The organism is Haloferula sp. BvORR071 (assembly GCF_000739615.1).
GTDB lineage: Bacteria > Verrucomicrobiota > Verrucomicrobiia > Verrucomicrobiales > Akkermansiaceae > Haloferula.
In genome coordinates this window covers 13,364-33,070 of sequence record NZ_BATP01000006.1, presented here as the reverse complement: position 1 = coordinate 33,070, position 19,707 = coordinate 13,364, and the positions used below count along the sequence as shown (strand labels likewise).

Annotated in this window: 15 protein-coding genes; 1 reads left to right on the top strand and 14 read right to left on the bottom strand. The window is 62.9% G+C overall.

Annotated features, from left to right (window positions below):
• Nucleotides 1-39: 39 nt before the first annotated feature.
• Nucleotides 40-5,721: a chitobiase/beta-hexosaminidase C-terminal domain-containing protein gene (locus tag BV071_RS04945; RefSeq protein ID WP_035603056.1), complete on the bottom strand. Its 5,682-nt coding sequence runs from the start codon at nt 5,719-5,721 to the stop codon at nt 40-42.
• Between the two features lie 197 nt (nt 5,722-5,918).
• The gene (gene pyk, locus BV071_RS04940) at nt 5,919-7,322 is read right to left on the bottom strand and encodes a pyruvate kinase (RefSeq protein ID WP_035603054.1); all 1,404 of its coding nucleotides are present in this window, start codon (nt 7,320-7,322) and stop codon (nt 5,919-5,921) included.
• 266 nt (nt 7,323-7,588) lie between these two features.
• On the opposite strand from pyk, the gene BV071_RS04935 reads away from it, so the two are divergent.
• A complete protein-coding gene (locus tag BV071_RS04935) occupies nt 7,589-8,335 on the top strand; it encodes a phosphodiester glycosidase family protein (RefSeq protein WP_052572911.1) in 747 nt (248 codons plus the stop codon).
• A gap of 15 nt (nt 8,336-8,350) precedes the next feature.
• On the opposite strand, the gene BV071_RS04930 is transcribed toward BV071_RS04935, so the two are convergent.
• The 12 genes from BV071_RS04930 to BV071_RS04875 form a co-directional block, all read right to left on the bottom strand.
• Nucleotides 8,351-8,749: a VanZ family protein gene (locus BV071_RS04930; RefSeq protein WP_265594086.1), complete on the bottom strand. Its 399-nt coding sequence runs from the start codon at nt 8,747-8,749 to the stop codon at nt 8,351-8,353.
• 16 nt (nt 8,750-8,765) lie between these two features.
• A complete protein-coding gene (locus tag BV071_RS04925; protein ID WP_035603172.1) occupies nt 8,766-9,038 on the bottom strand; it encodes a CopG family antitoxin in 273 nt (90 codons plus the stop codon).
• An 8-nt stretch (nt 9,039-9,046) separates the two neighbouring features.
• Nucleotides 9,047-9,322 carry a BrnT family toxin gene (locus tag BV071_RS04920; RefSeq protein WP_035603051.1) on the bottom strand — a complete coding sequence of 92 codons (276 nt, stop codon included), beginning with the start codon at nt 9,320-9,322 and terminating at the stop codon, nt 9,047-9,049.
• 124 nt (nt 9,323-9,446) lie between these two features.
• Nucleotides 9,447-11,498, bottom strand: a complete 2,052-nt coding sequence (locus BV071_RS04915; RefSeq protein WP_035603049.1) for a DUF4340 domain-containing protein — start codon at nt 11,496-11,498, stop codon at nt 9,447-9,449.
• 21 nt (nt 11,499-11,519) lie between these two features.
• The gene (locus tag BV071_RS04910; RefSeq protein ID WP_035603047.1) at nt 11,520-13,097 is read right to left on the bottom strand and encodes a Gldg family protein; all 1,578 of its coding nucleotides are present in this window, start codon (nt 13,095-13,097) and stop codon (nt 11,520-11,522) included.
• Between the two features lie 4 nt (nt 13,098-13,101).
• Nucleotides 13,102-13,854, bottom strand: coding sequence for an ABC transporter permease (locus BV071_RS04905; protein ID WP_035603045.1), 753 nt, complete (start codon nt 13,852-13,854; stop codon nt 13,102-13,104).
• A gap of 158 nt (nt 13,855-14,012) precedes the next feature.
• The gene (gene pdxH, locus BV071_RS04900; RefSeq protein WP_035603043.1) at nt 14,013-14,648 is read right to left on the bottom strand and encodes a pyridoxamine 5'-phosphate oxidase; all 636 of its coding nucleotides are present in this window, start codon (nt 14,646-14,648) and stop codon (nt 14,013-14,015) included.
• A gap of 188 nt (nt 14,649-14,836) precedes the next feature.
• Nucleotides 14,837-15,526, bottom strand: a complete 690-nt coding sequence (locus tag BV071_RS04895) for a hypothetical protein (protein WP_265594085.1) — start codon at nt 15,524-15,526, stop codon at nt 14,837-14,839.
• A gap of 75 nt (nt 15,527-15,601) precedes the next feature.
• On the bottom strand, nt 15,602-17,056 hold the full coding sequence (gene ffh / locus BV071_RS04890; protein WP_035603039.1) for a signal recognition particle protein: 1,455 nt from the start codon (nt 17,054-17,056) through the stop codon (nt 15,602-15,604).
• 51 nt (nt 17,057-17,107) lie between these two features.
• The gene (locus BV071_RS04885; protein WP_035603037.1) at nt 17,108-18,418 is read right to left on the bottom strand and encodes a polysaccharide deacetylase family protein; all 1,311 of its coding nucleotides are present in this window, start codon (nt 18,416-18,418) and stop codon (nt 17,108-17,110) included.
• Nucleotides 18,419-18,491: 73 nt separating this feature from the next.
• Nucleotides 18,492-19,247: a hypothetical protein gene (locus tag BV071_RS04880; RefSeq protein WP_035603035.1), complete on the bottom strand. Its 756-nt coding sequence runs from the start codon at nt 19,245-19,247 to the stop codon at nt 18,492-18,494.
• Between the two features lie 6 nt (nt 19,248-19,253).
• The gene (locus tag BV071_RS04875; RefSeq protein ID WP_265594084.1) at nt 19,254-19,541 is read right to left on the bottom strand and encodes a hypothetical protein; all 288 of its coding nucleotides are present in this window, start codon (nt 19,539-19,541) and stop codon (nt 19,254-19,256) included.
• Between the last annotated feature and the right edge of the window lie 166 nt (nt 19,542-19,707).

The window sequence follows — 19,707 nt, the reverse complement described above, 5'->3', positions numbered from 1 at the left end:
CGTCTGGTATTACGTGATCGCGGGACATTGCGAAATGCCTCACGGTGCTTGCCGGATCACCCGCAGGCGATAGAAGCGGCGGATCTGGAGTGGCGATGGATCGGTGATGGTCAGGTAACCGTCGGGTGAGGGCTGGAGGGACGAGCTGGTGGAATTGAACAGGATCACCGGGTTCGACCAATCGGAGAGGTTGGTGGTGGCTTCGACCTGATAGACCAAGTCGAAGAGGGCGGGATTGTAGCGGAAGCGGAAGCTGGCACTGCCGCCGTTGCGGACGAGTTCCGGAAGACTTACCTGTCCGGCTCCGCTGGTGCCGAGCGCATAGCGGAGGAGGTTCGGGACACCATCGCCGAAAGGTGCTGCATTCTCCCCGGAGATCGCCGGGTTGCCGAGTTGGGCCGGGGTGAAGGCAGCGGCTTGCCACGCGGCGAAATGGGTGGGAGCGCCATCGAGGCGGACTTCGAGGATCTCCGCGTTGATATTGCCTTGGCCGAGATTCACCGTGATGGGCACGCGGGTCAGGCGGGCGTTGGAGACGAGGGACCACGTGCGACCATTGAAGAACTGCCCGCCAGCATCATCCGGTGCGAAAACCTGCGGAGCGGATTCGACGAGCGCCGCCTGCCAATCGCTGCCGGGCGGCAGCAGGAGGCCGCCGCGGAGACGGTCGCCGGCTTGCAGCGAGGCTAGATCGAGATAGAGCGTGAGGCTCGAGATCGGCCCGCTGAGTTGGTCTGCGACCAAGGTGCCGTTGCCAGCATTGGCGGTTTGCGAGAAATCCGGCGACCCGGTTTGAGAGAAGACGAAGGTCGCTGCCAAGCCCGAGAGGGAGTCCGCATGGAGGATGCCGCGATCCACGAGGAGGCTGCCGCTGCCCGTGAGTGCACCGCTGTGGCCGTAGCCGCTGAGCGAGGTGCCGGAGGCCAGCTGAATCGCGCTGCCAAGATTGCCCGCCAACTCCAAGCTGCCGTTGTCCACTTGGATCGCGCCGAGATAGGAGGGGCTGTTTCCGGAGAGCCGGAGGACACCGCCACCGCTCTTCACCCAACCGGAGTTGCCGGAGAGTGTGCCGCCAAGTTCGAGGTGATTGTCGCTGCCATCCACGTGGAGGTCGCTGGCACCGGCGAAGGCGATTGGATTGGTCACCTTGGCGTAGTTCTCGCTATTGCCCGGATCGTAACGCAGGGCACCGAGCACCCCCATGCCTGCACCTTCGACGACGCCGCTGCGACCCATGCCGCTGAGTTGAATCGGCCCTCCGAAGGCATGGAGGCCCGGTTCTTCGGGAGTGCCAGTGGAAGTCAGGCGGAGTTGTCCACCTGGACTTACGGTTACCGATGAACTCGCAGTCATGGTGGCGGGAGCGCTGACCGCCAGCACGCCTTGGCTGATGAGGGTAGGGCCGGTGTAAAGCTTGCCCTCACCTGTTAGGGAAGCGAGGCCGGGTCCGGTCTTGGTCAAGCCGCCGCTGCCATTCCAGACGGTGCGCAGCCGCAGCGCGCCGAAGTCCTTGTTGCCGACAATGTTGTTCACCTCAACGGTGAGCGGCGAATTGAGGGTGCATTGGGAGGCGAGTTCAAACTCCACCCAGCCGGTGCCCGAGCCGTTCACGCGGAGCAAGGCGTTGCCCTGCGCGGACTGGAAACTCAGCGGATTCACCACGAATTGGTCGCGCACGCGGTTGCGGAAAGTGGTGCTGCCCTGCTCGAAGACGAGCTCGCCGACGGTGGTCGCACCGATCAGATCGATATTCCTGTCGCCGCTCGCCGGAGCGAGGATACGGGCACGGGCGCCGCTGCTGTTGGGATAGGGTGGATTAGTCCAGTTGGCATCGACGTTCCAACTCTCGCTGCCGCCGGGAATGAACTCGGCGACCAGTTGCTCCGGCTGGAAGGAGGCGGCGAGCAGCGCGCTCCAAGTGCCGTCGCTGAGCCGCGCGCGGGCTTTCACGGTCAGGGCGGATGGCAGCGTGAAGGGGGCGGTGTAAAGCGTGCTGCCAGCCGCCGGATTGCCAGTGGCCGGGTCGGCCGGATCGCTGCCATTGATGGTGTAATAAATGTCACCCAGCGGTGCGGTGATGGATAGCGGCTGGGCCGGCGGGAGGATGCCGCCGTGCTGGCTGAAGGTCGGGGCATCGAGTGCCGGATAGAGATTGTTGGCACGCAGTTCCTGGATCAGGCCGCGACTGTCCGTGGAGCTGTTAACGATGGGAATGTAGTAGTTTACCGTGAGGTCGCGCTCGACCAGCCACGAGTCCTCGCGGGTGAAGTAAATGCCGCCCGGATCGCTGGCATGAGGAGCCGGCGGATAATTGTCGGAGTCCAGGTTGTTGAGTGGCACCGGCTGCGCAATGGTGCTGCCGTAGGGTGTCTTGTCCGCGGTGTCGCCCCAGCGTGCGGACTCGGCGACGATGGCCTTGTCGATCTGCGCGGCGATATTGAGATAGCGGCCGCCGCTCTTGGCCACCGTGAGCGCGCCACCATCGAACATTGCCTTCTTGACCCGGTCCGCGAAGATCAGGCGGAAGCCGGGATTGAGCCGCAGACGCTGGAATAGCGTGCCGGCGGTGTTGTTGCCGGGATTGGTGCTGTAGCGGTTCCAAGTGAACTTGTTCAGGGCAATCTCCTGATCCCAGACGGAGAAGCGGAACTTGCCATCACCACTTATCGCGTTGGCTGCGGCGTAGCCATTGTGATGCGGCCAGTCCTCGGCATCGCCGTAGAAATGCAGGATCATGTAGTCCGCGAAGTTTTCCAGATCGATGTAGGGCTGAATCGACGCGAGGCCGGCGGGGGTGGATATGTTTGCTGAGTTCGCAATCGCCATCATCTGGGTCCACCGCGGGCTGCCGGTAGCGAAGTCGGCATTCACCTCCCAATCCTCGGACCTACCGCCGAGGTGTTCCGCGTAGAAGTCATCCTCCAGCCGTTCGGTGAAATCATGGAGTCCGAAGTAGAGCCCGTTCACGTAGAGGTGGACGTAACGGCCGTAGCTGGTCGGCTGGCCCATGTCCCCGAAGCTGCGCTTCATCCACACGTCGCGCATGTACTGGGCATCATTCGGGCGGTAGCGCGGGGAGTCCCAGCTGACGAGACCCCAGCTGTCGCTGAAGCAGGCACGTAGCACCAGCTTGTTGAACTTGGTGACCGGCGAGTTCGGGAAGAGCGGGAAATCGAGCTTCGGGATGCCGATCGCAGAGCTGAAGGTCAGCCGCAGCGAGTGCTTCTGCATGCGCGCCGGGCGGCGGCTGGCGTTGCCTTGGATCTCCACCTTGCAGTCGGTCTGGAAGCCTTGGCTGCCATCGACCGGCAGATACTCCACCGAACATTCCTTCTCCACGCGGTCGAGTGGACTGGCATAGATGCCACCGGGCGGCTCGATGAAGTCGGCCATCGGCATGTTGATCGAGACGCTGGGAATATCCAACAGCGCGTCGCGGATCGAGTAGCCGGGCAGGGTGCTATTCACCACCCGCGGGTCCATCTCGTAGTCGGATGGCACGGTTGCGCCGGCATCCGAGCTGTAGCCCCAGTTCGTGGGCCAACCGGGGGGATTCGCCGGCTGGTGGGCGACATCATTGACGAAGACGTAGCTGTGGGTTTGCACCGCTTGTGAGAGCCAGCCGCTGCGATAGGAAATCGCGCGCAGCTTGCTGGTAGTAGTCACGGAAATGGGGGCACCCGAATAGATGGTGCCGGTCGTGACATTCGGCTTTGATCCATCCGCGGTGTAGCGGATCTGGGCCAGCGGGGTGGGGCAGCTGAGGCTCACGTTCTGCGCCGTGTCGTAGAAGCCGCGGCCCACCCAGAAGGCGGGGGGGGCGACCACGCCCTCGTAGCCGCTGCCATTCGCCGCTCCGGGAGTCGGTGGCGAGAAGTAGCGTAGCGCTCCGCTGGTGGGATGGCGGCCGTAGGAGACATCCGTGAATTGCGCGGGGAAGCCGGAGGAAAACTGGTCGTCGATACTGCCGTTCGGACGGCTGAGCGCGAGATATTCGCCGTCGGCGGAGAGAGCGAAGTTCGTGTGGAGCTTACCCATTGCATCCGGCACACCACTGCCCGAGGCGAAGACCACCAGATAGGAGTTTGCCCCGATCTGGACGGAGGGGAAGACCCACTTGCCGGGCTCCAGCGCGCTATCGGTCAGGCGATAACCCTGCAGGTTCACCGGCGAGGGATTCGGGTTGTAGATTTCGATCCAGTCCGACTCGTCGCCATTGCCATCGCTGAGGCCGGTGCCGTTGCTGGCGAGCACCTCATTGATCCTCAGCGGTAGGGGGAAGGGAGGGTGATCACTGGAGTTCTTCGGGTTGGTGCCTTGGGAGATCTCGAAGGCATCGTCGTAGCCGTCATGATCCGAGTCGGGATCATTGGGATCGGTGAAGTACTGCAGCACTTCCTCGCGATCGGTCAGGCCGTCGCCATCGCTGTGGGCGCTGAGCGGATTGGTGAAATACTGCTTCAGCTCCGGACCGTCCCAGAGTCCGTCGTCATCGGTATCGTGATTGAGTGGATCGGTGCCAGCTTGCAGTTCCTCCAGATTGGTGAGGCCATCATTGTCCGGATTGCCGCTGGCGACTTGATTCAGGTTCTGGAAGTGCAGGAGTTCCCATGTGTCGTCCAAGCCGTCGGCATCGGAGTCATTGACCACCTGCAGGGTGAAGATCTTTTCGAACCAGCCCGCGTTGGCATCGGTGGAGCGGATGCGCACGGAGAGAATCTGGCCATTGTTGTATTCGCTGAGTTGCCGCTCCACCACGAGGGTATTTCCTTCGATGGAAAAGTCGGCGTTGTTGTCTGAGCCCAGGCCTTCGGCGAGCGAGTAGGTGAAGGTGTCAGCCGGGGTGGGATCGGTGGTGCTGAGATTGCCGACGACCGTGCCTTCCACCGCTGTGCGTGCGATCGTGCTGCCCGCGAGCGCGATGTCAGTCGGTCCCGAAGGTGGCGAGACGGCACGCAATTCGAAGCCATTCACCCCGAAGAGCTGGACGTGGGTGCCCGCAGCATAGGAGTACGGTGTGTATCGTACCAAAACATCCTGCCCGGCTTGTGCAACCAGGTTGAAATTGATGGTAGAGGGCAAGGTGGCCGGATCTTGATTGCCGGTGCCGGTGTAAGTCTGCGCGGAGGCCGGGGTGCCGCCGGGGCTACTATCTGTCATCCGGAACGGGCCGCCGGAAAGAGTGGTGTAGCTGGTGCCACCGTTGGTCGAGTATTCGACGATGAAGGGCGTATTGAGATTCTCGGTATCGTGGTGGTAGGACCGGTAGGAGTAGGGGCCGGTCGGGAGCCCGGTGAGGCGGAAGATCATCCGCGTAGGCAAGCCGGTGACACCATCATAGTTGCCGCGCCCGCCCTCCGCGGTGCGGGTATCGATGCCGATGAAGTCCGTGAGGAGATCGAGCTTTTGGCCGACCCAATAGGCGTCGTTCCCTGCAGTCCGGTCGATCATCTGCTGGACATGGACATTCGTTGTGTCCGGCCAGGTGACCTTGAGGGAGACCGTGGTGTTGAACGCGCTATAGGTGCGGGCGGCCAAAAAGTCTGCGGCGACCTCATGGCCCGCGTTGTAGGGCTGGTAGCCGCTCATGTTGTGCGGGCCGCCTTCCTGGTTGGTGGAATTAAAATCTACCAACAGATCCGCGCCTGCCGCAGGGCGCGCGATGAGTGCAGCGAGAAGCGCCGGCAGCAGGGCGGCCGCTGGGCGGAAAACGGAGGGCATTTCGGGTTAGGCTTGGGTTTTTCGGCCACGTGACGAGGGTGTCACATTGGAGAGAAGAGCCCATTTGTCACCCGGCGGCAAGATGGAATCTGTCTGACAACTTGGGGATTTTACGGAAGCCCCGGGCGTGGTGAGCCCTCCGGGCCGACCGCCCGGGCGAGAGAAAGTGCCCAACCCCCGCGCTCCGCGAGGCCGCCTCAGGCGTGGTGGAGCAGGATCGAATTCGCCGCGAAGTGGTCGGAGAGAATGTCCGACACGATCACCAGCGGGGTGCCCTGTTTGACCAGATCCGCTTGGCGGAGCATTTCGATCGCCCGCTGGATGGTCTCGTCAATGGTGGCGGCAAAGGGCAGCTTGAATGCCTCGATGTTGCGGGTCAGGGCAAGCTGGCGGCAGACCCGGTCCTTCGGAGTGAAGGCATAAAAGCCATTGGTGCGCGGGCGCAGCATGGCTGTGTGATTCGCCATCACGCCGCGTCGGGTGAGGACGATCAAGCGGGCATCCGGCAGGGTGTCCACCAGGGTGACGGCAGCGCGGGCGGCCTTCTGGCGCTCATCGCGCAGCAGCACGCACTGGCCGAAGCCGAGGCCGCCGGTGCGCTCGATGCGCATGCTGATCTTTACCAGCGCCTCCACGCAACGCAGCGGATGCAGGCCCACGCTGGTCTCGCCGGAGAGCATCAGAGCATCGGCCTCTTCGTAAGCGGCATTCGCCACGTCGGTGACCTCCGCGCGGGTTGGGGTGGGATTCTGAATCATCGACTCCAGCAACTGGGTGGCGACGATCACGCGCTTGCCGAGTTCGTGGCAGCGCTTGACCAGGCGACGCTGGAGGATGGGAAGTTCTTCGAAGGCGACCTCGGTGCCGAGGTCACCGCGGGCGACCATGATCACATCGGTCGCCTGGATGATGGCGTCGATGTTGCGGATGGCTTCCTGGTCTTCGATCTTCGAGACGATCTGGGCCCCGCCTTCCAAGGCTTCCACGGCGTCACGGAGTTCGCGGACGTGGGCGGCATCGCGGACGAAGGAACCGGCGATATAGTCGGCGTCGCACTCCACGGCGAGGGCGAGATCCACGCGGTCCTTGTCGGTAAGGGCAGGCAGGTTGAGACGGGTGCCGGGCAGGTTGATATGGCGGCGGGAGCCCATCTTGCCGGCGGTCTTGACCTCGCAGATGATGCGGTCGTCCTTCCGGACTTTGATCTCCATCAGCATCGTGCCGTTGTCGACGACGAGGGTCCGGCCCTCCGCCACGTCGTCCATCAGCCCGTCGTAGTTCACGGTGGTGGACAGCGGGAGACTGGGCTCGGCGGTGGATTTCCGGAACTCGACCATGTCGCCGATCTTGAGTTCGTAGGGCTTTGCCAGATCGCCGGTGCGGATCGAGGGGCCGGTCAGATCGAAGAGGACTGCCACCTGGGCCGAGCGCTCGGCCGCGGCGCGGCGGACCCGGCGGGCCATCTCGCGTGCCCAGTCGTGCTTGGCGTGGCTCATGTTCAGGCGGAACACGTTGGTCCCGAGTTCGATGAGCTGGCCGATGGTCTCTTCGGCTTCCGTCGCCGGGCCGAGGGTGATGATGATCTTGGTTCTGCGCGACATGGACGGGACGGATTCTGGAAGGTGGGGCGACGGGAGTCGAGCAGGGAGACCTGCATGTACTGTGCCGGAATTGTGGCCGGGAGGATGAGCGGGATTACTACTCGGGTGCCATTGGACTTTGGGCGCCCTTGCCAAGTTTCCGGGGCGGTTAGCGGAATGGAAGCTACGGATGCAGGCTGCAATTGCGGCGATGGATGGTCCCGTCTTCACCTGTTCTTCTCACGGGGCTTCTTGCTACCCGCAGGAGGCCGGCGGATTCTTCCGGCATGAAGCTCGTATCTTGCCTGTGGTGTTTCCTCGCCGCGCCACTGTGGGCAGAGGTCAAGGAGGAGAGCGTGAGATATGCTGACGCGGACTTCCGGGTGGTAAGGCTGGAGCCCAGTCTGGTCCAAGTGGCGTGGAAAGACGCCCAGGGTGAGCCCTACCGGACCTTCGACAAGGTGCAGGCAGCCTATGCCAAGCAAGGCAAGACAGTGAAGTTCCTGATGAATGCCGGGATCTTCGAGGCCGGGGGCATCCCCTCCGGGCTGCATGTGGAGGGCGGCAAGCAGCTGCACCCGCTCAACATCGCGGCGGGGCAGGGGAACTTCTTCCTCAAGCCCAACGGCGTCTTCCTGATCCGCAAGGCTTTCGGAGGCAAAGACGTCGAGCAGGCCTACATCCACGAAACGGGTACCTTCGCGAATTGGGAGAAGCCGATGCCAGCGGTGCGGCTCGGAATCCAATCCGGCCCCCTGCTGCTGGATCAGGGCAAGCGCCATCCGACTTTCAAGGAGGGCTCACCTAACAAGAAGCACCGCAATGGCGTGGGGATCGATGGCGAGGGCCGGGTGGTCTTCGCGATGACGGCGAAGGACCAAGAGGTGAACTTCTGGGACTTCGCGGGTCTCTTCCTAAAGCTCGGCTGCAAGGATGCCCTCTTCCTGGACGGGGACATTTCGCAGATGGCGGTGAATCCGGACAAGCCGGTGGGGAGCAACCGCTTCGCCGCGATGTTGATGGTGGCGGAGTAAGCTGCCGCGCCTAGCTCAGAGATCCTTCTTCTCCAGAAGCCGTCGACAGCGTCCTGCCGCGAGGGCTCCGCAAAAAGCTCCGGTGAAATCCGCAGTCAGGTCCGCGGCGTCGTTTCCGCTGCGCTCCGGCACATGCGTCTGGTGCCACTCGTCGAGTGCTCCTATCAGGAGGCAGAAGAAGATCGAGCACAGGGCGGCGCGTTCCCAAGGCCAAGCGGGCCTTAGTCTCTGGAAAAATGCCGCGGCGGAAATCCCCCCGAGGAAGAAGTAGCCGAAATGCAGGACCTTGTCCTTGTTCTCAAACTCGGGTCCCGGTGGCTTGGGATGCGATTGCGAGGACAGCCACCAGAGGACTCCGAACCACACGGCTACGGCCGCGAGCCAAGTCAAGGGATGACGAAGGACGCGGTGCACGGAGGTCTTTCCCGGATTACTGCTTGCGCAGCTCGTCTTCCAGACGCTCTGCCAGCCACTGCTTCATCATCGACTGGTAGTTGAGGAAGCGCGAGCGGGCAATCCGCTTGATGCGGGAAAGCATGCGGGGATCGAAGCGCAGGGTGATGGTGGTCGACTCGCGCGAATCCGGCTCGTGAACGGAACCGGACATCAAGCGGGCATCCAGCTCGTGGGTATCCCAGAAGCGGGCTTCGGCTTCCTCGTCGTCAAAGGCCGGGATGTCCGACCAGCGGGTGATGGGCTGCATGGGCTGGCTCATTTGAACTCGGCGTATTTCCGCTCGTAAAAGCGCTGTTCGCCCTCGGACATCGGGCGTGCGGTGATGACGCGGGTCCGTTTCCCGTCGGTCCAGAAGCACAGGAAAAGGTAGCGGTCCGCCACGGTGCGCCCGAGGGCGTAGTAGCGTGCGTCCTGGCCGTCCTCCTGGTCTGGGAGCAGGCGTACGCCGAAGGGATCCTCGAGGGCTTCTTCGAGCTCCCGGGGCTTGGTGGACTTCAGGTCGAAGTGGACGTCGATGAGGTCGAGTTCCATGGAAAACGGTTGCGGGCCGGAGAAAACACGAGTTGCGGGAAATGGGGAAGCGGAAAGGACGCGGAAAGCCGCTTTCCACGTGCTTTCCCTATCGTGGAAATCCTTTCAGGCCAAAGGAGGCCTCTCAATTGTCCGAGAAGAGGTCCACTTGCAGCCGCTCGGCATACTTGGCGGAGATGCGGAAGGGGTAGGGATCCTTGTCCACCCGGCCGTAGTAAAACTCGGAGCCGATGGGGCCGCTGCCGGGGCCGAGGGTCAGAACATGTTGAAGCACTCCTGTTACCTCCGCGGTTCCATTGGCGTATTCAACTTTGTTCGCCGTGATTCCAAAGCGCAGGGTCGGGTCGGCCAAGGCTTCGAGAGCCTTGGGATCATCGGGAGCCAGCCACTCTTCCACCTGTAGCTCCAGCAGTGCCTTCAGCAAGTTGTCGGCGCGGGCGGTCACCAATTCGGTGCTGCGATCCTTGAGATCCTCGCGGACGGTGTTCCAGGTTTGGGTGACGTAGGTGTATTCCAGTAGCAGGTCTGGCTTCCCGGCCATCGTGCGCTCGATACCTTTGACATCGGCCTCGGACATTGACCACGGGTAGGGCGGCCGCCACTGCCAGAGGCGGGTGTAGATATCGCGGACCACCTCGTCGCTGATGCTCATGACCGAGGTAGTGCCCGCGCGCATGGCGTACCAAGAGCCATCGGGGCCTTGGCCGAAGAGCAATTCGAAGCGATCCGAGCCGAAGGAGACGAAGGTCAGAGAGATCGCGGGGCGGTCGAGGCCGTAGGGGGCGAGGTTGGTGGCCGAGTCAGTCTCGAAGCCCTCGACCTTGGAGCTGGTCAGCGCGGTGACCATGCGGATGAGGGTGACTGCATTGGCCTTCTGCTGCGGGCCGCCGCGGGTGTCACCGTAGAGCCAGTCCGCGCCGAGCTTTTCGCGGCTCAGCAGGATTTCCGGGCCGGTGGAGGGCTTGATCAAGATGCCCTGCAACGACTCGACGTTGATCATGGTCAACATCGGGTCCCGCAGCTCGTTGATGGTGTCCGGGATTTCGGCCAAGGAGACGAGGTCGTCCTTCGGCGGCGGCGGCGGGGTAGGGAGGCCTGCGGTTTTCGGTGTAGCGGGTAGGCTGGGAAGCGGCTTGAGGCGGAGCTCGAAGACGGTGTCGGGCCGGTCGCTCACGGTGGCGTAGACGGTTTCCGCTTCCGGCGAGGCCGGGGGCATGATCGTCAGGGTCGTCTCCGTGGGCACGGAGAAATGCTTCAGCGAAAACCGCTCGCGGCCGTTCGCGCTTTCCTCGGGCAGGGTCACTTCCGAGCGGTCCTTCACTTGCACGGCGCGAAGGTTGAAGAGGTCGCTCAAGAGCTTGGTTACCGCTGTGGCATTGGTCTTCCGGTCCAGGGGCTTGGTGATGCGCCAGGGAGCCTTCGGAGTGGCGTGGGCAAGCACCAGCTCATCCTCGCCATTCTGGATCCGCACGGATTCCAGGGCCAGCGGGTCAATGTAGAAGGGGTGGTGGTCGCGCAGGTGGCGGAAGCCGTCGCGGAAGAGGGAGTGGATGTCACCGGTGCCGACGTAGGTGTCATCGCTGCGGCCTGGATCGAGCGGCTGGATGAAGACGGTCTTGTCCTCCTGCCAGCGGTCGCCTGGCTTGGGCTTGGCCTGTTGCGGATCGATGTAAACCCACTTGGTGGTGTGGCCGAGGAAGTAGTTGGCGAGCAGGTTGCCGGCATCGTCCTCGATTCTCACACCGATGATGCCTTCCTTGAGGCCGGCCTTGGCGGTGTCCAGCTTGCCCTTCGGGATCACATCCACGACCTGCGTGCCGAGCGTAAACTGGACGATCAGCTCCGCGGCCCGCTTGTCCATGCGGTCCTTCCAGAGCTTCTCCTTCACCACCTTCTCGTCGCCGCCTTTGGCTGCATCACCACGGTTGACGCGGCTGCATTCGGCGATCCATTCGCCATTCTCGAAGACGCAATCGACGAGGAAACCATTGCCGCCGAGCTGGATGCGGTGGGGCTTCGCCTTGAGAGGATCGAACTTGTAGAGGTGCTTGCCGATCTGGACCGGCGGCGCGCCGAAGAGCTTTTCAAGATTGCCGTCCTTGAAGCGCAGGGCTGCCACCAGCGTGACCGCGGCGGCGAGCACGAGCAGCAGGAGCGTGAAGGTGACCGAGCGCATGGTGGCGGGCAGGCTTTTGCTTCAGGCGCGGCGGGACGACCAGACGATCGCACCGATCAGCAGGGCAAAGGCAGGCAGGAAGAAGATGTTCACCCGGTTGATGAAGCCGAGCTGGCTGTCCAGCAGCGGCAGCTTGTAGGTGCCGAGGGTCAGCGGGCCCGCGCCGGTCAGTTCCTCGCGGCCCATCAGCCAGTTCATGCTGCTGGCGACGAAGTTGCGGTTGATGTCGGAAAGGTGCTTCGGCGAGAGGAAGTCGGAATTTCCGATGACCGTCAGCTTGGAGACCTTGTTGCCCACGTCGTCCCGGGCGGAAGAGCCGCGGACCACGCCACCGGCGAGAGCTACCGGGCCACGGGTGTCCTCAGTGGACTGGAAGGTGGGGTTCGGCGCGGTGAAGCGCGTCTCAGCCCAGAACTCCGGAGCGCTGCTGAGGAGCGTCAAGGGCATGATGCCCTTGCTGGTGAGCTCCTCGTTGTTCTTGTCGCGGATGGTGAGGCTGCAGGTCGCGCCTTCGAGCAGGGTGCTCTTGTCGGCGAAGTCCTCGGTGAAGGCCCAGCCTTGCTCGAAGACCCCGCGCACGGTCGTGATGACCTGCTCTCCCTTGGTGGTGAGCACGCGGTCGTTGCCCGGCGTGATCCCTTGGTTGCGCAGGAAGGCGCGCAGGTTCGCCGGGGTCTCGTTGGCACCGAGCGTGATGAAGATCCCGGAGCGCTCGCGCTGCCAGTATTGCTCCAGCACCTTGATCTCGGAGGCATTGAAATCGTAGGTGGGATTGATGATCGCGACGGCTGCGGCATCGTCAGGCAGGCGCTCCAGATCGGCCATGCGGGCGGCCTTCACGGTGGCGTTCTGGGTCAGCAGGATCTTCTCGAAGTTGACCAGCACGTCATCGCCGCTTTGCGCGGTGTAGCCGCTCTTGTCGACCAGCAGGTAAACGGTGCGGGCCTTGCCCTCGAGCGCCCCGAGCAGGCCGGCGGTCATGGCGTCCTCGCCACGGAAGCCGGTGACCTTTCGCTGCCCCATCTGGTCGGTCTCGAAGCGGGCCATCATCTCGGCCTCGATGAAGCGGATGTGGGGGCTGGTTTGCGCCAAGGCTGTTCCCGCGCCGTTGGCTTTCTCGCGCTCTTCCTTGGTGCGCGCGTCGAAGATGATCAGGTCGGTGTTGAAGATCGTCTTCGCGTAGGCGTCGCTGTAGACGGGACCGAATTGGTCGACGACCTGCTGGGCGCGGTCCGGCGAACGCACGGGATCCAGCAACTCCAGCTTCACCTTGTCGTTGGAGATCCGCTTGTACTCCTCCGCGAGCACACGGACCTTCTCATACATCGGATTGCTGCGGCGGAAGGCCACGAGCATGCGGATCGGCTCGGTCCGCTCCTGGACCACCGGCGAGCGAAGGTAGCGCTGGGTGGCGGGGGAGAGGGTATAAACCGCCTCCGAACTCAGATCCATCGGCGCATGATTCTGCGAGCCGAGGTAGTTCACCGTCACGTAAAGGATCAACATGCAGATGACCTGGGTGATCGAGAGCACCCCGATGCCGAAGCGGCGGATCGGTTTCGCGGCCTTTTGCGGCGGGCTGTCGGATTCGCTGCTCATGAACTTATCGGCGCCAGCGGCGGTAATCGATGACGTGGTAGGTGACGAAGAGGACCAGCGCCGCGGTGCTCAGGTAATAGACCGCCGGGCGGGTATCCAGCAGACCGCGGGTGAAGTAGTGCAGGTGCTCCTGACTGGAAATGTAGTGGAAGAGTCCCGCAGCGCGGAAATCCTCACCCCAGATCACGGTGACGTAGCCGAGGAAGAACTGCAGCAGCAGCAGGCCGATGGTGAGCAGGCCGGCGATGATCTGGCTGGAGGTCAGGGAAGAGGCCAAGCAACCGATGGCAGTGAAGGCGGCACCCATCAGCAGAATGATGGCGTAGGCCCCGAGCATGGCACCGGGGGCGTAGGCTGGCGGGACATCGGTGACCCACTCATACATGCGGAACTGGAAATAGCCGGGTATCCACAGCAGGGAGAAGAAGGTCATGGCCGCGCCATACTTCGAGAGTACCACCTGCCAGGTCCGCACCGGGGCGGTCAATAGACCCTCCAAGGTGCCACTACGCTCTTCCTCCGCGAAGAGCCGCATGGTGATCAGCGGGAAGATGAACAGGAACCAGAACCAAAACAGGGTCGTATTGAAGACCGAATAGACCAAGCTGTCCTGGCTGGGAGAGTCCTTGAACCCCTTCAATGCCGTGGAGAGCGTGAAGCCCTGCATGATATTGACGAAGGCGAGGATAACCCAGCCGAAGGGGCTGAGAAAATATCCCTTCAACTCCTTGCGGAGCATGATGAACAACAATCGCATGATTCGTGGGTGCCTCGCGGGGCCGCTTGTGTAGGGAATGCCGCGGCAGGCGGAAAGGGGAATGTTTGGTGCGACCTAACGAAGGTCGAGCCCTTAAGGTCCAACTGTGGCCTTTAAGGTGATTTAAACGACCGGAAGATCTCCTGATTCGCTCGGAATCAAGGGGAAAGGCGATCGATGGACCAGCTCTCCGCCTGCCTCTGGTAGAGAAAGCGGTCGTGGAGCCGGGCGGGGCCTCCCTGCCAGAATTCGATGGTCTGCGGGACCACCCGGTAGCCGCCCCAGAAGGGCGGCACGGGGATCTCGCCACCGCCGAAGCGCGCGGTCAGCTCCGCGAGCTTCTCGGTCAGTACCTGCCGCGAGTCGATCACCTCGCTCTGGTGGGAAACCCATGCCCCTAGTTGGGATTCGCGCGGCCGGGAGTGGAAGTAGTTGGCCGTTTCCTCCGCCGTGCACTTCTCGACGCGTCCTTGGACTATCACCTGTCGCTCCAGCGCGATCCACGGGAAGAGCAGGGAGACCTGGGGGTTCTCCGCCATGTGCCGGGCCTTGCGGCTCTCGTAGTTGGTGTAGAAGACGAAGCCGCGGGTGTCGAAGCCCTTGAGCAGGACCGTGCGCAGCAGGGGCTGGCCGGACGCATCCACCGTGGCCAAGCTCATCGCGTTCGGCTCATGCAGTCCCAGTTCGATAGCCTGCTGGAACCACGCCTCAAACTGGCGGATCGGATCCGCTTCCAGATCCTCGCGGTGCAAGCCACGACCGGTATACTCCTGGCGGAACTCGGACAAATCCATGCCCGGGAGATAGGGCCGGGGCCGCTTCCCGGCAAGGCATGGGATGGGATTTGCTCAGCGGGATTTGACCGCGAAGGAGCGGGAGAAGGTGTCGTGCCAGCCCTCCGGCTCATGGCCGAGGAAGGAAAAGGGCTCGAAAGACAGGAAGCGGGGGCTGATAGGGATCGTCTTCGGACATGCGATAGGCCCTACTTCATCTCCGTGTAGGTGGTCACGATTGTCATCGGCGAACCCTTCGGCCCGTAGGCGTGGATTTCCAGCTTCCGCTTGCCGCTGCTGTAGCTGGCGTGGTAGGTCCGGTTGCCATTGATGTCCGCGGAGCCACTCGTGGTTGCGCGGGAGGATAAGAGCTTGTCGGCTTCTTCCTCGAAGAACTTCTTGATGGCTTCGGTGCCATCCGGCGTGTCCGCCACGATTATGCCGTGGATTCGGTCCGGCAGGTCCTGATGGAGGACCGAGATCTCTCCACCGGTGGTGGGGGCTGGGTAGCGCGGGACCCAGGAGGGCACCTTGGTGAGGTCGCCTTGGAAGACCCGCTGGGGAGTTCCGGAAGCATCCGGGATCTCAACGCGGCCGTGGACAATGTCGTCGTAGCTGGTGTCCGTCGAACCGCCGCCGGACTTCAGACGCAGGCTCAGCGTGCCGCTCTCCTTGCTTTCGTTGGATTTCTCAACCGATGGATAGGCAGCGAGGACCTCGCCAGCGGCCGCCTTCGCCGGATGATCGGTGAAACTCTTGGCCCAAGTGAAGACCTTTGCGCCCAGGATCGCCGCCAGCGCGATCCCCAGAATGGTCAGGCCGCCGCAGCCGATGCCGGCCCATGCGAGAGGGGATAGGCCCTTCTTTCTGACTGGCGGCGGAAAGGGCGGAGGAGACATGGAGTCCATGCCATCCTTTCTAACATGCCCCCGGGGTAGGGGCGCAAGCATGCCTTACATCGATAGGCTCCGAGCTCAGAAGGGGAACTTGCCTTTGAATTTCTTCATCAGGTCCCCGATGTCGCCCATTCCGCCGAGATCGCCCATGCCACCGGGGCCGCCGGCGCCAGGTCCGCCGAAGCCGGGAGGCAGGCCACCCATGCCGCCCATTCCCCCCATCTGCTTCATCATGTTCTTCATCTTGTTCGGCGAGCGCATCATCTTGCGCATCTCGCCGAACTGCTTGAGCAGGGCGTTCACCTCGATGAGCTTCACGCCGGAGCCCTTGGCAATGCGCTTGCGCCGGGAATCCTTGATGATTTCCGGGCGACGGCGCTCGTCGGGGGTCATGGAAAGCACGATGGCTTCCGTACGCTTCATGCGCTTCGGGTCGAAGGCGGCGTCCGGGAGCTGCTTCTTGATCTTGTTGAAGCCAGGCAGGAGGCTCAGCAGGCCTTTCATGTCGCCGAGCTTCTGGATCATCTTCATCTGATCCAGGAAGTCGTAGAAGTCGAACTTGCCCTCGGCCAAGCGTTGCACGGACTTGAGCGCGTCCTTCTCGTCGATCTTGGAGGCGACCTGCTCGACCATGCCGACGATGTCGCCCATGCCGAGGATGCGGTCAGCCATGCGGTTCGGGTGGAATTCGAAAAGCTGATCGAGCTTCTCGCCCTCGCCGGCGAACTTGATCGGCATGCCGGTGACCGCGCGCATGGAGAGCGCCGCACCGCCGCGGGCATCGCCGTCCAGCTTGGTCAGGATGATCCCCGTGACGCCCACCGCTTCATTGAAGTGCTTGGCAACCGAGACCGCCTGCTGGCCGGTGGCGGAGTCCGCCACGAGCAGGGTCTCCTTCGGCTGCACGAATTGGTGCAGGCGCTTGAGTTCCTCGATCAGGCGATCATCGATTTCCTGGCGGCCGGCGGTGTCGAAGATGATCACCGTATGCGGCTGTGTTTCCGCCCAAGCCAGAGCTTCGCGCGCCACCTTCACCACATCGCTCTCGCTGGCTTCCGGGGTGTAGATGGGCACACCCACCTGCTTGGCCAGAGTGGCAAGCTGGTCGATGGCCGCCGGGCGATAAAGGTCGATCGCGACGAGCAGCGGCTTCTGGCCTTCCTTCTTGAGGCGCATCGCGAGCTTGCCCGCGGTGGTGGTCTTGCCGGCACCGTTCAGGCCGCAGAGCAGGATCCGTGCGGGCGGAGTGAGGTCGAGCGGCACTTGGTCGCCACCGAGCAATGCGGCCAGCTCATCGTGGAAGATTTTGACGATCTGCTCGCCGGGCTTGATCGACTTGAGCACGTCCGCGCCCATCGCCTGTTCCTTCACGGCGGCGATGAATTCCTTCGCCACGGCGAAGTCCACGTCTGCCTCCAGCAGCGCCAAGCGGACATCGCGGAGGGCATCGGTGATGTTGGCCTCCGAGATCTTGCCCACGCCACGGAGGTTGCGGAAGGTCTTGTCGAGGGAGTCGGCGAGGTTGCTGAACATGAAATCTGAAATTTGAGATCTGAAATTTGAAATCAGGGATCCGCGAGACGCTTACTTGGTTTCACTCTGCGGGACATAGGCCGCTTCGGTATCGACGCGGAAGGACCAGCGCAGTGGAACCTCGGGGGGCTTGCCCTTGCTGTCCAGCCACGAGACCGAGACCTGGCAGACTGGCGAGCGCAGGCGGCGATTCAGTTGCCAAGAGAAGGCCTTGGTCTGCGGATCCAGAATCGCAGGCACCTCGCCGAAGCCGCTGATCTTCATGCTCAGGGTCTTCGGGTCCATGTCTTGCACGGCGGAGAGGTCGGCCGAGACCAGCGGCAGGCGGGTATCGATCATCGAGCCCGGCTCCGGCTTCACCGGTTGCGGGGTGGTCTGCGGGGCGATTGCCGCATTCTGGGCGGCGGCGCCAGCACCGGAGATTTCGTTGAAGCTGGTGGCTTGTTCGAAGATCTTATCGTGGGTGCCAAGGATGATGTAGCGCGGCAGCACCTTGTCATCATTTGCGCGGCGGACCTTCCCCGGTAGCACGGTGAAGAGTGACTCGTAGCCGAATTCCTTCGCGATCGCATCCATTTCCGGAGTGCGGATGCCGCCGGGGTAGGCATAGGTCGTCACGCGTCCGCCGAACTTTGCTTCGATCGCCTTCTTGGACTCGCCGAATTCGGTGGTGAGGAACTTGGCATAGGCCTCCGCGCCCTTGCGGCGGTGAAGCTGTGGATAGGAGTGCGAGACCGAGTGACTGCCGAGGCTGGCACCGTGCTTCATCATCTCCTGGATCATCGGCGTCGTCAGGGCCCGGCCGCCGCCATCGATGTAGTTCTTGTAGAGGAAAAGGGTGAAAGGGTAGCCGAACTCCCGCAGGACTGGATAGGCGTCGGTATAGGCTGCCTTCCACCCGTCATCGATAGTGATGACGATGCTCTTGTCCTGGATCTCCTTCTCGCCCCGCTTCCAGGCTTGGAAATCCTCCATCGAGATCACCGGCAGGCCGGCATTGCGGATGGACTCCATCTGCTTCCGGAATTTGGAGGTGCGGATGATCATCTCCGTCTCCGTCGCGGTCTCCGAGAAATCGTGGTAGCCGAGGATGCAGACCCGCACGCCGTCATCCGGCACGGCGGGCTCAAGCATCTCCGGCGGGGGAGGTGGAGTCAGCGGTGCCGGGGCGGGATTTGGATTGGTGCCCGGAGGCGTTACCGGGGCTGGACTGGGGGCCGGAGTAGGTCCCGGCGCTGGCGTAGGCGTCACCGGAGCCGGGGCGGGAGTCGGCGCCGGCTTCGGGTGGGGCTTGGGCGCATGGGGGCGCTGCTGGGCCGCGAGCGGCAGGGCCAGAGCGAGCAAGAGAGCAGTGAACTTCATCAGACGGCGGGGGGAGTGTAGCGGTCCGAGGGCGGCTGCGAAGCGCGAATTGCGAGGAGTGGACGCACGGATTTCAGCCCGGCGGGCCGCTCTCCACGGCAGGTGTCGGCGCGGCGGGCAGCACCTGGGCGAAGAATTCGTAGATATCCCCCAATACCGCGAGAGAGGCATCCCAATTCCCCCGGTGGATGAAGTCCCAATCCCCGCTGCCGATATTCCACACCGTTTCCAGGCTGACGCCCAGCCGGGCACGGGGATGGAGGATCCGGTAACGCAGCTGCTGGCCCCAACTGCCGCTGAAGTCGATTGCCACACCGGCGTGTCGCCCCGGATTGAGGTAGTGCCAAGGGCCGCCGCTCGATCTTTCGGCCTTCAGTTGGAAGCGGTCCGCAAGATGGGCCTTGAGCAACTTTCGCATTTCCGTGGCAGGAATCGTCTCGAACTTGTCGGCATGGGAGATCAAGGCCGGATTCACGGGACCGGACATGCGCCGGGCACCGGGCTTGGCGCTCTTCATGGCACCCGTCCACTGCTTGAGCAGCTTGAGCGACATGCATCGGTCACTGCTGTGACTGGCCCCGAGGCTCTTCACCTCCGGCATCAAGGGGGATGCCTGTGGACGCGGGAGGGCGGGATCGATAAGGTGCTGGATGTAGGCTTCCGCGTAAGAGATCGCGGCTTGGCTGACCTCGCGCCGCCGCTCGACATCGAGCATGTAGAGGCCCGTGAAGAACTTCGTGACCGCAGTCTCGGGGATGCGCTGGAAGATCTCCGGAAGGCCATCCGCATCAATGGCGAGCGAGGTGAAATCCACGGGTGGGGGATTCATGGGAATTTACTCCACCGCCTCCACCTTAGGGAGTGCGGACTCACCATTTACCTCGAGCTCTTCCGGAAGCAGGAATCCAATGAGCATCAGCAGGGCGAGGAGACTGAGGAAGATGCTGGAGACCAAGGCGAGGGATCGGCCGAAGTGTAGCTTGAAGAGCCGGAGTATGCCTGCGCCGATCAAGCCGACTACCAGTGAAATCACATCCAGCATTAGCAAGATGACGATGCCGAGAATGACTCCGCCGATGGTTCCTTCGATGACGGGATCCTTTTCGTTCTCGGCGATCGACATCACGCACAAGATTGGGATCGCAAGCAGGTGCGAGATCACGACCCATACCCACCAAGGTATCCGACGGCTAGGTTGAGGAAGCGGTGGCATGCCAAAGCTTGCCCCAACGGGCAGTCGTGAAGGCAACGGCGGGGGAGGGGGCGTTGCGACCAGTCGGGCTTCCGGT